Here is a 15,880-nt window from a genome sequence, read left to right as displayed (position 1 = left end):
ATTTATGTTACAATTTTATTTCATGTTTTTCGGAAAAATAAACAGAATGTATTTAGTCGAAATTTTCTTCAATTATAATTCGAATAAAAAACCCGCAGATGAACCGCAACGTGATGCGGTAACCCTTGTCAATCAAATTATTGAGCAATGGCGCTATAACGGGCAAATTATCGGCCGTGAGTTTCCCCTCTACTATGACGAAATGGACAATAAACGCGGTTTTAGCGTGCGGGTTATCTGCCCGGATCACAATGCACTCCTGCCCTATTACAATAATGAGAATGTAAACCATGCATTGATGACCGCTGCGGAATCAGGCGTTTATCTGCACCAAATCGGCTTGGTCGCAGAAGATCTCAACTCCAATATCAGCCATCAAGCTGAAGACCCGCAACAAGTGCCGACATGGCAGATTTTATACACCTCTTATCTGCACACCTGCTCACCGCTATTCAGCGGTGATACTTTTCTGCCCTTGCCGCTCTACCAAACCTTGCAACAACACCCGTCATTAAGCATGGATTTAATCAAATGGCAGGAAAACTGGCAGGCATGTGATCAATTGCAAATGAACGGCGCGGTGTTGGAAAGCGAAGCGTTAACGCAAATTTCCTCGCCTGAAAGCAGCCTGTTTAAGCATGGTTATCATCTGTGTAAAGAAATCAGCGACGCCACCCAAATTCCGACCTATTATTATTTATATCATCTCGGCAGCCGCGATCACGCCCGCGAAAGGCAACGCAAATGCCCGCGTTGCAAACAGGATTGGTTACTGGAAAAACCGTTGTTTAACCTGTTCCATTTCAAATGCGATCACTGCCGCTTAGTTTCTAACCTTTCTTGGTACGATTAAGGACATCATATTATGGTTTCATATCAGCATAGCAGCCTGGAACAATTGACACTCGGTAAACAAACCGACTATCGGCACGATTACGATCCGAGCTTGCTGCAAGCAGTGCCGCGCAAACTCAATCGTGACAGCCTTGGTATCAGCACGCAACAGCCCTTTAGTCATGGCGCAGATATTTGGACGGCATACGAAATTTCATGGCTCAATGCCAAAGGTTTGCCGCAAGTCGCAATCGGCGACATTTATCTGGATTTCCAAAGTGAGAATCTCATCGAATCGAAAAGTTTTAAGCTCTATCTCAACAGCTTCAACCAAAGCCGTTTCGACAGCCTGCAACAGGTGGAAAGCCTTATTCAACAGGATCTTACCGATTGCGCGCAAGGCGGGGTCAAAGTGCGGTTGCATAAATTAGACACTTATAGCAATCAAACGATTGACCACTTTGCAGGCGAATGCATTGATGAGCAGGATATTGAGATTGAACGCTATGATTTCCAACCGCACTTGCTGCAAGATTGCACTGGTGAAGAAAGCGTTAATGAAGTGCTGGTCAGCCATTTGTTGAAATCCAACTGTTTGATCACCAACCAGCCGGATTGGGGCAGCATACAGATTGAATACCGAGGCAACAAAATAAATCGCGAAGCCCTGCTGCGTTATCTGGTATCATTCCGCCAACATAATGAGTTTCATGAACAATGCGTCGAACGCATTTTTTGTGATTTAATGCACTATGCCAAGCCGGAAAAACTGAAAGTGTATGCGCGTTATACGCGGCGCGGCGGTTTAGATATTAACCCATGGCGGGCGAACTACCCGCTTGGGCTGGCAAACTGCCGCTTGGCAAGACAATAACAAAAACAAAGAAAAGGAGAAAATATGAGTGCCCATATCGTTAATCCGAAAGGCAGTATGGATCAACTGTCACATCTGGAAGTGGAACTCTTAGAAAAAGGCGTTTCCGGCAACCTGTATCAGCTTTACCGCAACTGTTCGTTGGCAGTGCTGAACTCCGGCGCCATTACCGATGACAGCCGTATTTTATTGGGAATGTATAAAGATTTTGAAATCGAACTGATCGCTAAAGAACGCGGCGTGTCATTATTACTGCACAATCCGCCGGAATCGGCTTTTGTCGATGATAAAGTGATCCGCAATATCCAATATCATCTGTTTGCGGTATTGCGTGATATTTTATTTGTTAACGTGATTACCAAACAACATTCCCTGCAACAGGCACAGAATTCCAACAGTATCACCAACTATATTTTCACCATTCTGCGCAATGCCAAAGCCTTGATTGTCGGCGAATGCCCGTCATTGGTGGTTTGTTGGGGCGGGCATTCAATCAATGAGATTGAATACCGCTATTGCCGCGCGGTCGGATTACAACTGGGACTGCGTGAACTGAATATTATTACCGGCTGCGGACCGGGCGTGATGGAAGCCCCGATGAAGGGCGCGGCAATCGGCCATGCCAATCAGCGTTTCAAAAACAGCCGTTTTATCGGCATTACCGAGCCGTCGATTATCGCCTCCGAGCCGCCGAATCCGATCGTCAACGAGTTGATTATCATGCCGGATATTGAAAAACGGCTGGAAGCGTTTGTGCGCATGGGACACTGTATTTTAGTGTTCCCGGGCGGACCGGGCACATTTGAGGAACTGCTCTATCTTATCGGAATCAAACTCAATCCGTCAAATAAAGAGGCGCAATTGCCGTTATTCTTAACAGGACCGAAAGAAAGTGCGGATTACTTCAATACCATTGATCGTTTTATCGGTGAAGTCTTTGGCGCAGAAGCACAAGCCTTGTATGAAATTATCGTTGACGATCCGGAAAAAATCGCACGCAAAGTCAGCGCGCATATGAAAACGATCAAAAAAGTGCGCGCGCAAACCAACGATTCTTACGGTTTTAACTGGACATTGACAATTCCGTCGGATTTCCAAAACCCGTTTGAACCGACCCATGCCAACATGAGCAATCTGGATCTGCATTTGGAACAAAGCAAGGAAAGTCTGGCGGCAAACCTGCGCCGTGTCTTTTCCGGCATTGTCGCCGGTAATATCAAACCGGAGACAATCGAATTAATTGAACAACACGGCGAATTTGAACTGCACGGTGATCCGATTTTAATGGAAAAAATCGACCGCGTGCTACAGGATTTCGTTGATCAACACCGCATGAAACTGCCGGGCGGCGATGCCTATCAGCCTTGCTATCGGATTATTAAATAATTGGCTCGCCAACCGCACTTGTTAAACCAAAGTGCGGTTTGGCATTATACGACGGCTATAACACCATTGCGCCAAGCCCTGCGCAGCCCAACACCAACGCCCAAGCCGGCAATTTCCAAGAGTTCAGCAATAAAAATGCCAATAAAGCGATACTGAAATCCGTCGCGTCAAAAATCGCTTTCTGCCAGATTGGTTGGTAAAACGCCGCCAACAGAATCCCGACGACCGCCGCATTCACTGCCGCAAGTGCGGTTTGCGCTTTCGCCTGATGGCGTAAACTTTCCCAAAACGGCAAGGCGGCTATCAATAATAAAAATGAAGGTACGAAAATAATGATTAAGCAGAACAGCCCGCTTAACCACGGCGAACCATCGGCGCCAATCGCACTGCCCAAAAAGGCGGCAAAAGTAAATAACGGACCGGGCACCGCTTGTGCCGCACCGTAACCGGCTAAAAAGGTGTCGTCATTCAGCCAACCGTGGCTCAGCATTTCGGTTTGTAATAACGGTAATACCACGTGTCCGCCGCCAAAAACCAGTGAACCGGCGCGATAGAACGAATCTGCCCTTTGTAACCACGGATTTTCGACTACGGATGTCAGTAACGGCAAGCCGATTAACAACAGTAAAAATACACTGAAGATCACAAGTGCGGTCTGTTTCTGCGACGACCGCACTTCGAGCGGGGCTTGAACCGTATTATCTGTTGCAACCGGCAAAAAACGGCTGCCGATAACGGCGGCAACGATAATAACAGCGACTTGCCCCCACGCACTCGCCAATAACAGCACCGCGATGGCAGACAATAGCATAATCGTGGCGCGAATCCGATCGGTAATCAGATTTTTTCCCATGCCCCAAATTGCGTGCGCCACAATCGCAACCGCAGCGATTTTCAAGCCGTGCAAAATCCCTGTCGGCAACAGACTGCCATAATGATTCATGCCGACAGCAAATAGCATTAACGCGATAGCCGACGGTAAGGTGAAACCAATCCAAGCCGCAATCGCGCCCGGATAGCCGCCTTTCAACAAACCAATGGCAAAACCGACCTGACTGCTGGCAGGCCCCGGCAAAAACTGACACAGCGCGACCAAATCGGCATAGTGCTTGTCGCTCAGCCAATGACGCCGCACCACAAAGGCTTCGCGAAAATAACCCAAGTGTGCAATCGGTCCGCCGAATGAGGTTAAGCCCAGAAATAAAAACGTCAAAAAAATGGTTTTGATGCTAGATTTGGAATCTTGTTTTCTCTTAAACATGCTCATAACCTTATTTTATTAGGATTAACGCACTTACTTTATAAGCCGAAAAAGAGGTGAAATGGAATGACCTCAATCACTTTCTGATTGATAAGTATTTTATCTTTTTGATCCAAAGTAATAATATAGCCGTGATCTAATTCAAAAAAATTCATTGCGTCCAATAGCCCCTGTTGCTCTCGTTTCACGTTTTCACTATTGAGCTGTAAACAGACTTGAATAACTTTTTCTACTTTGCTTTTTCGACAAAGAACAAAATCACACTCTTTACTGTTTTCATGATAATAATAAAGTTCATACTGCTTTCTGCGTAATTCCCAAAATACCGCATTTTCTAATTTTCGTCCTAAATCTTGCGTAAAACTAGGGCTGACCGCACTTTGCAAGCCATTATCAATAAAATAGACTTTTCTTGGATTGACTAATTGTGCTTTATAAGAGTAGGTAAATTTAGGCAAAAGATGAATCAGATAGCTCTGTTCTAAATGTGATAGGTACTCCTGTACAGTTGAAGTGCTTTTCACTTCAATTTGCTGTTTTAATTTCGTTGCCGAAATTAAATTTCCAATATTGGCGGCTAAAAATAAGATCAATCGCTTTATTGGCATTTCATCACGAATGGAATAACGAACAACAATATCTCGATATAAAATATCATTCAGCAGCATTTCTAAAATTTCTTTTTCATCTAAATGAAGATATTGCGGAAATCCACCGCGATTTAAATACTCTCTAACCGATTCTGCATTTTTTGCTCTTTCAAGATATTCACAAAACTCAACAAAAGAAAAAGGAAATAGCTCTTTACTGAGGTGACGACCGGTCAATTTCGTCCCTAACTCCCGACTCAGTAAAGCTGCGTTTGAGCCGGTTATCACGACGTTATACCCTTCATCAAGTTTTCCCCGAATATAAATTTCCCAATCCGCAATGACTTGAATTTCATCAAAAAACAGCGTACTGACTTGCTTTTCCTGAATAATTTCATCAAGTAGCTGAAAGTCATTAAATTCAAAATTGAATAATTGCGGAGAATCAAAGTTAATAAATAAAATTGATGAAAGATCTTGTTTATCCATTAATTGGGCTAATAGTGTGCTTTTCCCACAGCGACGAATACCTGAAACGATCAAGGCAAATTCATTAACAATCCGTAATTCAGACAACATTTTTCTCGGATAGCTTTGCTGTATCCCTAACTTTTTTTGTTGTAGGTTGATGACATTTTCCAATTCGGATTTCAAAATCATGATTTCGCCTCCCCTTGCTCTGATGTATTAATTAATTTTTGTTTGATAATATCGAACACTTTTGTTTGATGATAACAAACAAAAGTGTTTCCTACAATCTGCCGTTGCTATAAAAATAAATCAGTAATACAAAAAAGTGCGGTCAACTTTCAGTCAAACCGCACTTGGTCAGGTTAATTTCTTAAACCGACACCCTTGCTAATCAAATAATAGGCAAAGCCATATAGTATGGTGATAAACAGGATTAATACCGAGAAGGTGTAGTACAAGGCGATATCGCTGCTGCCTAAAAAACCGTAACGGAAGCCGTTGATCATATACACAATCGGGTTCAGTTTGGATACCCCTTGCCAAAATGCCGGCAGTAACGAGATCGAATAAAATACGCCGCCGAGATAAGTCAACGGCGTTAACACAAAAGTCGGGATAATGCTGATATCGTCAAACGAACGGGCAAACACCGCATTGATCAATCCGCCGAGTGAAAAAGTGGCGCTGGTCATGAATAACGTCAACGCCACGACCCACCAAGAATGGATTTCCAACGGAATAAACAGCAACGATACGGTAGTCACCAAGGCGCCGACCAGAATCCCACGCGTCATACCGCCGGCAACGTAGCCCCAGATAATAATATGGGTTGAGGTTGGCGAAACCAGCAGTTCTTCCACATTGCGCGCAAATTTGGTGCTGTAAAACGAGGAGGCGACGTTGGTAAACGAATTGGTGATCACCGACATCATAATCAAGCCCGGCACGATAAATTGCATATAACTGTAGCCGCCCATTTCGCCGATTCGGTTGCCGATCAGTTGCCCGAAAATCACGAAATACAAGGTCATGGTAATCACCGGCGGCACCAAGGTTTGCACCCAAATCCGCATAAACCGACGAATTTCTTTGTGTAAAATGGTGTTAAATGCGATCCAAGATAACGACATGACTACTCTCCTTGCCCGGCTTGCGGTTCTATTTCATGCGGTTTATTCAGCGCCATGCGCACGAATAACTCTTCCAAACGGTTGGTTTTATTACGCATACTCAACACCTGAATGCCCTGTTCGCTGAGTTGGTGAAACAGATTATTCAAGCCCTGTTCGCGCCGCACTTCGACTTCCAAGGTGTTGGTGTCGATCAGGTGGGTGGTGTAATGCTGAATTTGCGGCAGGTTGCTGTATTTTGCCAAATCCAGCACAAAGGTTTCCGATTCGAGCTTACTCAACAACGCTTTCATTGACGTGTCGATTACCAATTTACCTTGCTGAATAATGCCGATATGGCGGCAGAGTAATTCCGCCTCTTCCAAATAGTGCGTGGTCAAAATAATCGTCGTTCCCTGTAGATTCAATTCTTGCAAAAATTGCCACATCGAACGGCGCAACTCAATATCCACCCCGGCAGTCGGCTCATCAAGAATCAATAAACGCGGATTGTGCATTAATGCGCGGGCGATCATCAAGCGGCGCTTCATGCCGCCAGACAGCCGCATTGATTTTTGATCACGCTTATCCCATAAATCCAGTTTTTTCAACCATTTTTCGGCGCGAATTAGCGCCTCTTTGCGCTCAACCCCATAATAACCGGCTTGGTTGACAAGAATGTCCAACACGTTTTCAAACTGGTTAAAGTTAAACTCCTGCGGCACAATACCAATCTGTTTTTTCGCCTCGACCAATTGGGTTTCCAAATCATAACCAAAGACTTTTACACTGCCTTCACTTTTATTGATCAAGGAACTGACAATCCCGATAGTTGTGGATTTACCTGCGCCGTTATGCCCCAACAACGCATAAAAATCCCCCTCTTGCACCATCATATCGATTCCGTGCAAGGCTTTGAAACCGTTCGGATACGATTTCACCAATCCTTTTATTTCCAACGCATACATGTGATAACCACGCTATCCAACATCAAAATTAACAAGAAAAAAATGTGAGTATAAAAAATTTTAACGTATTATAGCAGAGTGCAAAAAAACAGACAGTAAGGATGTCGTATGAAAAAAATAGAACAGCTGATTGCCAATAATCATAGTTGGGCGGTTCGGATGCAGGAAGAAAATTCGAATTATTTTAAAGAGTTGGCAGAACACCAAAAACCGGGATACTTATGGATCGGCTGCTCCGATAGCCGGGTGCCGGCGGAAAAACTGACCAATTTAGGTCCGGGCGAACTGTTTGTACACCGCAATGTTGCCAATCAGGTGATTCACACTGACTTAAATTGCCTCTCCGTGGTGCAATATGCGATTGATTCATTGGATATTGAACACATTATTATTTGCGGTCACACCAATTGCGGCGGGATTAAAGCGGCAATGGAAAACAAATCGCACGGTCTGATTGATAACTGGCTGCTGCATATCCGCGATATTTGGCTCAAACACAGCAATCTGTTCGGCACCTTGCCGATAGAAAAACGGGCGGATATGTTGACCAAAATCAATGTGGTCGAACAGGTTTATAACTTGGGTTGCTCATCCATTGTCAGGGCGGCATGGGAGCGCGGTAAAAAGCTTTCCATTCACGGTTGGGTTTACGATGTGAACGATGGATTCTTAAATGATTTGGGCGTGATTGCAACCAGTCGCGAAACGTTGGAGATTACTTATCTGAATGCGATTGCCCGTTTGGTTTCCAGTGATAACTGTCATTTTACCGAAACCCAAAAACCGATTACTCTCCGCAATAAAAGCGAATAAAGCAAAAAACAAAACGCCATATTTCATTGAAAATATGGCGTTTTATCTGACGATTTTGATTAAAAAATCAGTGTCGCCAAGTAAACAATCATTGCCAATGAAAAAACCACGGTCAACATTGCATAACTAAAATCGCTCACTCTTCACCTCCATCTCAATTAATTTCAAAATAATGTGTTATTGATAAACTTATATGCGTCGGGCTTGCCAATAGGTTTTTTTCCAATAAGGCGAATCTAGTGAAGAATAAATCACGCCGCCTTTAGTCGAAGCATGTAAAAACCGACCGTCTTTCACATAAATACCGACATGATAGCCGTTTGGTCCGCGTCCGGTTTTGAAGAACACCAAATCACCGGTTTGCACTTCTTTCCGATCGATATAAACCCCGAACTTTGCTTGCGCCGCAGTTGTTCTCGGCAGTGAAATGTCAAAACGATCGGCAAAGGTGCGCATTACGAAACCGGAACAATCCACACCTCTGCGGCTATTGCCGCCCAACACATACGGGGTTCTGTCCCATTGATGTTGTTGCTCGCTCAATTGCGCCATCGTATAAATCGGATCCGGCAAGCGGCTACGATAACCGGAAGACGGTGATGAGGAACAACCGGTCAACAACAATAGCATTGAACAGAAAAACACCCCTATCGTCGGTTTCAAACCGAACAATTTATTGTTCATCATTAAAAATCAGCCTGTTATCAATCGTCTTGCCTTGCTCCGCGTCGGATTCCTTGCGGCATACAACACGGAAACTATCCTCTGTTATTTATGTTTGACATTTTGTCCGACACGTGCGCGCAGCTTTTGTCCCGGCTTGAACACCACCACCCGGCGGGCGGAAACCGCTACGCTCTCACCAGTTTTTGGATTACGACCAGGTCGAGATTTTTTATCACGCAGTTGGAAATTGCCGAAACCGGATAATTTGACATCTTCTCCGCTTTCTAAAGCAACACGAATTTCCTCGAAAAAACTTTCAACCAAATCTTTTGCTTCACGCTTAGTCAGATCAAATTTCTGAATGAGACTGTCTGCAATTTCTACTTTCGTAAGGGTCATATTCTAATCTCTCAAGTAAGCATTGAAACGCCGCTTTAATTCAGATACCACATTTGATATTACTGCCGTAATATCTTCTTCTTCAAGCGTCTTCTGATTATCCTGTAGTGTTAAACTGATTGCCAAGCTTTTACAACCTTCTGCGACCCCGTTCCCTTGATACACATCGAACAAGTTCACTTGAGTCAACATATCGCCGGCAACCTCACGACAGGTTCCAATTATATCCGCTGCCACAACATCATTTGTAACCACGACTGCAATGTCACGACGATTTGCCGGAAAACGGGAAATGGCTTTGGCTTGTACTGCCGGGCGTGTAGAAATGGCGTCCCAGCGGATTTCAAACGCAACCGTTTTTCCGTTTAATCCCAGCTTCTGTGCAATTTGCGGATGAATCGTACCGATGAAGCCAACTTCTTGCCCATCCAGCATGATTGCCGCAGATTGTCCCGGATGTAATGCTGTATATGATTTTGCAACAAAATCAACTTTATTACCAGCATTTGTTAGTCCTAAAATGCCGTCCAGATCACCTTTTAGATCAAAAAAGTCAATAACTTCGCTTTTTTCCGCCCAAGTTTCGCTTTTTCGCGTGCCGCAAATGACCGCACTCAGCACAAACTCCTGCCTCACGCCGGCTTCCGCATTGCTGTCCGGTAAGAATCTGAGCCCGGTTTCGAACAGACGGATTCGGGTTTGTTGGCGGTTTTGATTATAAATCAAGGCATTCAACAATCCTGGCAGTAATGACACACGCATTGCCGACATTTCCGCTGAAATCGGATTCGGCAGCAGCAAGGCCTCCTGCTCCGGATGCAATAAACGCTGAATTTTCGGATCAACGAAGCTATAAGTAATCGCCTCTTGATAGTCGCGATCAACAAGTGCGGTTTTAATCCGTACCAGTTCGACATCGGCTTCTTGATGTGCGCGCATATTCAGATGTGCCAACGGGGCATTATTCGGAATGCTGTTATAGCCGTAAATCCGTGCCACTTCTTCAATCAAGTCTTCTTCGATTTCAATATCAAAACGCCAGCTGGTCGGGGTTACTGTCCAAACATCATCGGCAAACACGACCGCGAACCCTAAACGGGTTAGAATATCAGTGACCGTTTCATCGGCGATATGGTGTCCTAACAGTGAATCCAGTTTGCTGCGGCGTAAGCTGACGGCTTGAATTTGCGGTAAGTGCGCTGCGCTTGCCACTTCGCAAATTTCCCCGGCGTTCCCCCCGCAAATCTCAATCAAAAGTGCGGTTGCGCGCTCCATTGCGTGACGTTGTAACTCGAAATCCACCCCGCGCTCAAAACGATGTGATGAATCCGTGTGCAGACCGTATTGGCGTGCCCGTCCGACAATCGCCAACGGCGCAAAGAATGCCGCTTCTAAAATCACATCGGTGGTTTCGCTGTTGACACCGCTCTTTTCACCGCCGAAAATGCCCGCCATGGCAAGCGGACCATTCTGATCGGCAATCACTAAGGTATTATCTTTCAGTTTTGCCGTGCTACCGTCTAACAATACCAGTTCTTCACCCGCTTTCGCCATACGCACATCAATCGGTTGCGTCACTTTTGCCGCATCAAAGGCATGCATCGGCTGCCCCAATTCCAGCAGAATATAGTTGGTCACATCGACAATCGGATCGATAGAACGAATGCCGCAACGGCGCAGTTTTTCTTGCAACCATAGCGGTGACGCGGCATTGATATTCACATTCTTCACCACCCGCAATAAATAACGCGGGCAAGCTTCCGGCGCTTGTAAATTAATCGCGACTTTATCAGTAATACTCACAGCGGCTGGATTGATTGTCGGTTCAATCACATCGGTTTGATTGATCACCGCCACTTCACGCGCTACGCCGCGAATGCTTAGGCAGTCGGCACGGTTTGGGGTTAAGCTGATTTCAATAATCTGATCGTTCAGTTTTAAATAGTCGCGAATATCCATACCGATTGGCGCGTCGGACGGTAATTCAATAATGCCGTCCGCTTCAACATTGATACCTAATTCGCTGAATGAACACAGCATACCTTCTGAAGGTTCGCCGCGCAATTTGGCTTTTTTGATTTTGAAATCACCGGGCAAGGTTGCCCCGACGGTGGCACACGCCACTTTCAGCCCTTGCCGGCAATTTGGCGCACCGCAAACGATATCCAATAATTGTTCGCCGCCGACATTGACTTTGGTGACACGTAATTTATCCGCATTCGGGTGCTGCGCGCACTCAATCACTTCGCCGACCACGACGCCGTCAAATTCCCCGGCAACCGCTTCAATGCCGTCCACTTCCAGCCCTAACATGGTGATTTGTTCGCTTAATTGTTCGGTGGTGATCGCCGGATTAACCCATTCACGCAGCCATGCTTGATTAAATTTCATTCTTATCTCTCCACCGTATTATAAGGTCTTAAATTGTTTCAAAAAGCGCAGGTCATTCTCAAAGAAAGCACGCAAGTCCGTGACGTTGTAACGCAACATAGTCAGGCGTTCCACCCCCATTCCGACCGCAAAACCCGAATATTCGTTCGGATCAATGCCGACATTACGCAATACGTTCGGATGCACCATACCGCAGCCCAACACTTCCAGCCATTTACCGTTTTTGCCCATCACATCCACTTCCGCCGACGGTTCGGTGAAGGGGAAATACGATGGTCTGAACCGCACTTGCAGATCTTCTTCGAAGAAATTGCGCAAGAAATCATGCAGCAAGCCTTTCAATTCGGTAAAGTTGGCTTTTTTATCGACAAACAGCAATTCGATTTGGTGGAACATCGGCGTATGGGTTTGATCGTAGTCGTTACGATATACACGCCCCGGCGCCATAATCCGAATCGGCGGTTGTTGGTTTTCCATGGTGCGGATTTGTACGCCCGAGGTTTGGGTGCGCAATAGGCGGTTGACATCAAACCAGAATGTATCATGGTCTGCGCGCGCCGGGTGATGTGCCGGAATATTCAACGCGTCGAAATTATAGTAGTCGGTTTCGATTTCGGGACCGTTTTCAACACTGAAGCCCAATTCCGAAAAGAACTTGGTTACACGATTGATGGTGATAGTGACCGGGTGCAAGCCGCCATTGTCCACTTTACGCCCCGGCAAACTGACATCAATTTTTTCTTTCGCCAACTGCTCGTTTAATTTGGCGCTTTCCAATTCGGTTTTCTTGGCATTAAGTGCGGTCTGCGCTTGTTGTTTGGCGTCATTAATTTGCTGCCCGACCGCCGGACGCTCTTCTGCCGGTACATCACGCAGTCCTTGCATTAATCCGGTAAAATGTCCTTTTTTACCAAAATATTCCACCCGCACGGTTTCGAGCGTCGCCACATCGTTTGCTTGCGCAATCGCTTGCAACGCTTGTGTGGTAATTTGTTGTAACTGTTGCATTTCTCTCTCCTGTTAGAGATTTTCAGGTAACGAATTGATAAAAAAGCCTCTATCAACTAGAGGCTTTTTTGAATTTCACGCTGATTTTTTAGCACACTCAAAAGCCTTCGGCGGATAAAACGGCACCAGGAAGCGAGTAAAGTTAAAAAATCGGCTAAAAAACGTATGGATAGTCATAACGATAACGGTTATTTGCAATGCGGCTAATGATAATACATCAGCCGCTAAAAAGCACCTGCTTATTGCGCTTTTGCTTACCAATAATAAGGAGCATATCCCGCTCCGAAATAGTGTCCCCGGTGTGAATGCCAATCGCGGTGATAACCATAACCGACCGAAACCACAGGGCGCACATAAATCGTCTGGCGGTTATAGTCCACTTTTTCGCGATTATCGCTGGCATTACGCACCTCTTGCTCCGGCGGTGACGGTACCGGCGTTGTCGGTGGAATCAAGTGCGGATTCGGATAGACAGATCCGGTTTGCATTGGCGGTTTGCTGCTACAGGCGTTGAGCCCTAACGCCGCGACGGCAAGTAATAAAGACGTCATTTTTTGCATATTAAGCCCTCTTATGGCGACTGTTTGGCGAATTATAAGAATAACTAACGCATAAAGAAAGCAAAACCGCACTTTTAAAAGTGCGGTTCGAGTGTAAGCCCGTTAACGCTGGGGATTAAAACGCAGCGGTATCTTGGAATAAGCCGACTTTCAAATCAGTGGCGGTATAAATCACACGCCCGTCCACTTCCACTTCGCCGTCGGCAACGCCCATCACCAGTTTACGGTTAATCACCCGTTTCATATGCAAACGATAAGTGACTTTTTTCGCCGTCGGCAGAATTTGCCCGGTAAATTTCACTTCGCCCACACCCAGCGCACGCCCTTTGCCTTCGCCGCCAATCCAGCCTAAGAAGAAACCGACCAGTTGCCACATCGCATCCAAGCCTAAACAACCCGGCATCACCGGATCACCGATAAAGTGGCAGCCGAAAAACGGTAATTCCGGTTTAATATCCAGTTCGGCTTCAATATAACCTTTATCAAAATTCCCACCGTCTTCGGTCATCAGATTGATCCGATCCATCATTAGCATAGTCGGCGCAGGCAGCTGCGGTCCGGTCGGTCCGAACAGCTCGCCGCGACCGGAAGCCAACAGATCATCATAGGTATAAGCGGATTTTTTATTAGGAACAGTAGTCATGTTTTATTTATCTCCACGGCTTATTTGCCAAATTGTCAAAATCGCAAAGATTCTAACAAAGTTTATTCCTGATGAAAATAGCTAACAGTTGTAAGCTGAATATTTTTCCTTTTTGCAACTAAACTATTTCTTTATTGCTTTTAACCAGCCCAGTAATTTACTAAGCGGGTGTGCCACCAAGGTTTCAACCTTGTTTTCAATCCGTCTTGAAATCATGTCTGCCAGATTCTCTTGCTGTTCATCTCCTCTGTTTTCAGATAACAAGCGTTTTCCGGTTAATAAAATTAATGCCTGTTCGACATTCTCTACCGCCCAAATATGGAACTGCCCGTTTTTTACCGCGTCCACCACGTCCGTGTGCAAACTCAGATTTTCGACGCAAACCGCAGGAATAATCACGCCCTGCTTGCCGGTCAGCCCTCTGGCTTGGCAAATGGCATAAAACCCTTCGATTTTGACATTCACTCCGCCGACCGAATGCACCAAACCGCCCTGATCGATTGAACCGGTTACGGCAATGCCGAGATCAATTTCAACATTCGCCAAGGCACTGACCAACACGCAAAATTGCGCCAACGAGGCGCTGTCACCGTCAATGTCGGCATAAGACTGCTCGAACGCAATCGAGGCGGCAAACGGCAGTTGTGCCGGTAGATCCAACAAATTACTGAGGCAATATTGCGCCAACAGCGTACCTTTGCCGTGAATATTGCCCGCCAGCTCGCTTTTACGTTCTACATCGGTAATCTCGCCGTCACCAAATTGCACGGTACAGGTGATTCGGCTCGGCTCGCCATACATCACCGGCGTACCGGCATATTCGATTACCGACAAGCCGTTGATTTCGCCGATCTCTTTGCCGTCAGTACAAATATAGATCTGCTCGCGCAAAATATCGCTATAACTGTATTCCTGCAAACTGCCCTGTTGATAAGTGAGGCTGTCAAAGTAGCGTTGCACATCATCGGCTTCAATTTGTGCCTTGCCGACGTGAACCGCACTTTTACTAATCGCAGCCAGCCATTTTTTCAGCTGTAACGGATTAATTGTCTGACGTAAACCGTCCTCACTCTCGCGTGTCGCTTGTTGATAAAGTGCGGTCAGCGCGCCTTGGCTCAATGTTGGCAAATTAAGCTGTTCGGCATAATGCAACAGATTATTGACCCAAGCCTGTTGCTGCGCCTTGCTATCGGTTAAAAAGTAATTTTCGATCTCCGCATATTGGGCGAAATCGTACAAATTCGGCTCCAACAGTGAAAAGTCGGCTAAGGTTTCACGATCGCCGATTAAAACCAATTTTAACGGCAAACGATAGCCCGGTATCGGACAAGGCAGCGGTTTGCGCGGATTGGTAGTTTGCCATTCAAACCAGCCGCTCAAGAGAATCTGTTTCAGGCGTGACCAAATTTCAGGCTGCCGCAACAGCGGGCTCACCGCCAAAATCAAAATGCCGTTACACACCTGATGAACCAAACCGGCTTGTAACTTCAGATCATGTGAACTTGGGTGTTGTAAAATCTGCCCGAACAAACGCGCCACATCATAATACAGTGCATACTCGACCGCACTTTTAGCGGCGAAATTATCCTCGAGTGCGGTTGCCGACCGCACTTCAACCGTTGGGAAGGAAAACGAATCCGCCTGTTCAATCTGATAATTTGCACCGCTTAACGGCAACTGTTGCGGCAAGCCACTGCACAGATAGCTTTCCAGCATGTCGGCATAATCCGCCTGTTCATCGGCTTTTAATACCAGAATTGCGCCACTGTCTGCCGCCAACAACATATCCAACGCATTGCGCGCTTTTTCCTGCAACGCAATCGGCGCAGCCGGTTGTTTTTTAAAATCGCTTAAATCCAGTTGCGGCGTCAATTGCCGCCACTTCAAGCCGTTTAATTTCACGTTCC

Annotated in this window: 15 protein-coding genes; 4 read left to right on the top strand and 11 right to left on the bottom strand. The window is 45.9% G+C overall.

Annotated features, from left to right (window positions below; translation table 11 throughout):
• Positions 1–46 precede the first annotated feature (46 nt).
• Genes ACWA5Z_RS10405 through ppnN form a run of 3 tightly spaced genes read left to right on the top strand, consistent with a single transcriptional unit; the run spans position 47 to position 3,094 of the window.
• Positions 47–853: a Zn-ribbon-containing protein gene (locus ACWA5Z_RS10405; protein ID WP_431052102.1), complete on the top strand. Its 807-nt coding sequence runs from the start codon at positions 47–49 to the stop codon at positions 851–853.
• Between the two features lie 12 nt (positions 854–865).
• A complete protein-coding gene (gene queF / locus ACWA5Z_RS10400) occupies positions 866–1,708 on the top strand; it encodes an NADPH-dependent 7-cyano-7-deazaguanine reductase QueF (protein WP_431052100.1) in 843 nt (280 codons plus the stop codon).
• Positions 1,709–1,732: 24 nt separating this feature from the next.
• Complete coding sequence (gene ppnN, locus ACWA5Z_RS10395; RefSeq protein WP_431052098.1) at positions 1,733–3,094, top strand: nucleotide 5'-monophosphate nucleosidase PpnN; 1,362 nt, start codon at positions 1,733–1,735, stop codon at positions 3,092–3,094.
• A gap of 55 nt (positions 3,095–3,149) precedes the next feature.
• Here the strand turns inward: ppnN and chrA are convergent, their stop codons facing one another.
• From chrA to ACWA5Z_RS10375, 4 genes are all read right to left on the bottom strand, one after another.
• Positions 3,150–4,355 (bottom strand): chromate efflux transporter, encoded by a 1,206-nt coding sequence (gene chrA / locus ACWA5Z_RS10390; RefSeq protein ID WP_431052096.1) that lies wholly within the window; start codon positions 4,353–4,355, stop codon positions 3,150–3,152.
• 38 nt (positions 4,356–4,393) lie between these two features.
• Positions 4,394–5,605, bottom strand: a complete 1,212-nt coding sequence (locus tag ACWA5Z_RS10385; RefSeq protein WP_431052094.1) for an ATP-binding protein — start codon at positions 5,603–5,605, stop codon at positions 4,394–4,396.
• Positions 5,606–5,778: 173 nt separating this feature from the next.
• A complete protein-coding gene (locus ACWA5Z_RS10380) occupies positions 5,779–6,546 on the bottom strand; it encodes an ABC transporter permease (protein WP_431052092.1) in 768 nt (255 codons plus the stop codon).
• A gap of 2 nt (positions 6,547–6,548) precedes the next feature.
• Positions 6,549–7,493 (bottom strand): ABC transporter ATP-binding protein, encoded by a 945-nt coding sequence (locus ACWA5Z_RS10375; protein WP_431052090.1) that lies wholly within the window; start codon positions 7,491–7,493, stop codon positions 6,549–6,551.
• A gap of 108 nt (positions 7,494–7,601) precedes the next feature.
• Here ACWA5Z_RS10375 and can point away from each other — a divergent pair, with 108 nt between their 5' ends.
• Positions 7,602–8,306 (top strand): carbonate dehydratase, encoded by a 705-nt coding sequence (can, locus tag ACWA5Z_RS10370; RefSeq protein ID WP_431052088.1) that lies wholly within the window; start codon positions 7,602–7,604, stop codon positions 8,304–8,306.
• Between the two features lie 189 nt (positions 8,307–8,495).
• Here can and ACWA5Z_RS10365 read toward each other — a convergent pair whose 3' ends face one another.
• The 7 genes from ACWA5Z_RS10365 to ACWA5Z_RS10335 all read right to left on the bottom strand — a co-directional run bounded on the left by ACWA5Z_RS10365 (position 8,496) and on the right by ACWA5Z_RS10335 (position 15,875).
• The gene (locus ACWA5Z_RS10365) at positions 8,496–8,993 is read right to left on the bottom strand and encodes a C40 family peptidase (RefSeq protein ID WP_431052086.1); all 498 of its coding nucleotides are present in this window, start codon (positions 8,991–8,993) and stop codon (positions 8,496–8,498) included.
• An 81-nt stretch (positions 8,994–9,074) separates the two neighbouring features.
• Positions 9,075–9,371, bottom strand: coding sequence for an integration host factor subunit alpha (locus ACWA5Z_RS10360; protein ID WP_431052085.1), 297 nt, complete (start codon positions 9,369–9,371; stop codon positions 9,075–9,077).
• 3 nt (positions 9,372–9,374) lie between these two features.
• Entirely contained in the window at positions 9,375–11,762 is a 2,388-nt protein-coding gene (gene pheT / locus ACWA5Z_RS10355; RefSeq protein ID WP_431052083.1) for a phenylalanine--tRNA ligase subunit beta, read from the bottom strand.
• An 18-nt stretch (positions 11,763–11,780) separates the two neighbouring features.
• Positions 11,781–12,770, bottom strand: coding sequence for a phenylalanine--tRNA ligase subunit alpha (gene pheS, locus ACWA5Z_RS10350; protein ID WP_431052081.1), 990 nt, complete (start codon positions 12,768–12,770; stop codon positions 11,781–11,783).
• A gap of 254 nt (positions 12,771–13,024) precedes the next feature.
• Positions 13,025–13,330, bottom strand: coding sequence for a hypothetical protein (locus ACWA5Z_RS10345; protein ID WP_431052079.1), 306 nt, complete (start codon positions 13,328–13,330; stop codon positions 13,025–13,027).
• A 115-nt stretch (positions 13,331–13,445) separates the two neighbouring features.
• Complete coding sequence (gene fabA / locus ACWA5Z_RS10340; protein WP_431052077.1) at positions 13,446–13,973, bottom strand: 3-hydroxyacyl-[acyl-carrier-protein] dehydratase FabA; 528 nt, start codon at positions 13,971–13,973, stop codon at positions 13,446–13,448.
• Positions 13,974–14,096: 123 nt separating this feature from the next.
• A complete protein-coding gene (locus ACWA5Z_RS10335; RefSeq protein WP_431052075.1) occupies positions 14,097–15,875 on the bottom strand; it encodes an AAA family ATPase in 1,779 nt (592 codons plus the stop codon).
• Between the last annotated feature and the right edge of the window lie 5 nt (positions 15,876–15,880).

The organism is Testudinibacter sp. P80/BLE/0925 (assembly GCF_053570785.1).
Note: the sequence above shows the minus strand (reverse complement) of the source record. Positions and strands in the feature narration are given on the sequence as shown.

What these genes read in the sequence shown, in the direction of transcription:
- pheS (WP_431052081.1), bottom strand. Translation starts at nt 12,770, where the DNA reads ATGCAACAGTTACAACAAATTACCACACAAGCGTTGCAAGCGATTGCG.
- ACWA5Z_RS10375 (WP_431052090.1), bottom strand. Translation starts at nt 7,493, where the DNA reads ATGTATGCGTTGGAAATAAAAGGATTGGTGAAATCGTATCCGAACGGT.
- queF (WP_431052100.1), top strand. Translation starts at nt 866, where the DNA reads ATGGTTTCATATCAGCATAGCAGCCTGGAACAATTGACACTCGGTAAA.
- ACWA5Z_RS10365 (WP_431052086.1), bottom strand. Translation starts at nt 8,993, where the DNA reads ATGATGAACAATAAATTGTTCGGTTTGAAACCGACGATAGGGGTGTTT.
- ACWA5Z_RS10380 (WP_431052092.1), bottom strand. Translation starts at nt 6,546, where the DNA reads ATGTCGTTATCTTGGATCGCATTTAACACCATTTTACACAAAGAAATT.
- ppnN (WP_431052098.1), top strand. Translation starts at nt 1,733, where the DNA reads ATGAGTGCCCATATCGTTAATCCGAAAGGCAGTATGGATCAACTGTCA.
- pheT (WP_431052083.1), bottom strand. Translation starts at nt 11,762, where the DNA reads ATGAAATTTAATCAAGCATGGCTGCGTGAATGGGTTAATCCGGCGATC.
- ACWA5Z_RS10345 (WP_431052079.1), bottom strand. Translation starts at nt 13,330, where the DNA reads ATGCAAAAAATGACGTCTTTATTACTTGCCGTCGCGGCGTTAGGGCTC.
- can (WP_431052088.1), top strand. Translation starts at nt 7,602, where the DNA reads ATGAAAAAAATAGAACAGCTGATTGCCAATAATCATAGTTGGGCGGTT.
- ACWA5Z_RS10385 (WP_431052094.1), bottom strand. Translation starts at nt 5,605, where the DNA reads ATGATTTTGAAATCCGAATTGGAAAATGTCATCAACCTACAACAAAAA.
- chrA (WP_431052096.1), bottom strand. Translation starts at nt 4,355, where the DNA reads ATGTTTAAGAGAAAACAAGATTCCAAATCTAGCATCAAAACCATTTTT.
- ACWA5Z_RS10360 (WP_431052085.1), bottom strand. Translation starts at nt 9,371, where the DNA reads ATGACCCTTACGAAAGTAGAAATTGCAGACAGTCTCATTCAGAAATTT.
- ACWA5Z_RS10405 (WP_431052102.1), top strand. Translation starts at nt 47, where the DNA reads ATGTATTTAGTCGAAATTTTCTTCAATTATAATTCGAATAAAAAACCC.
- fabA (WP_431052077.1), bottom strand. Translation starts at nt 13,973, where the DNA reads ATGACTACTGTTCCTAATAAAAAATCCGCTTATACCTATGATGATCTG.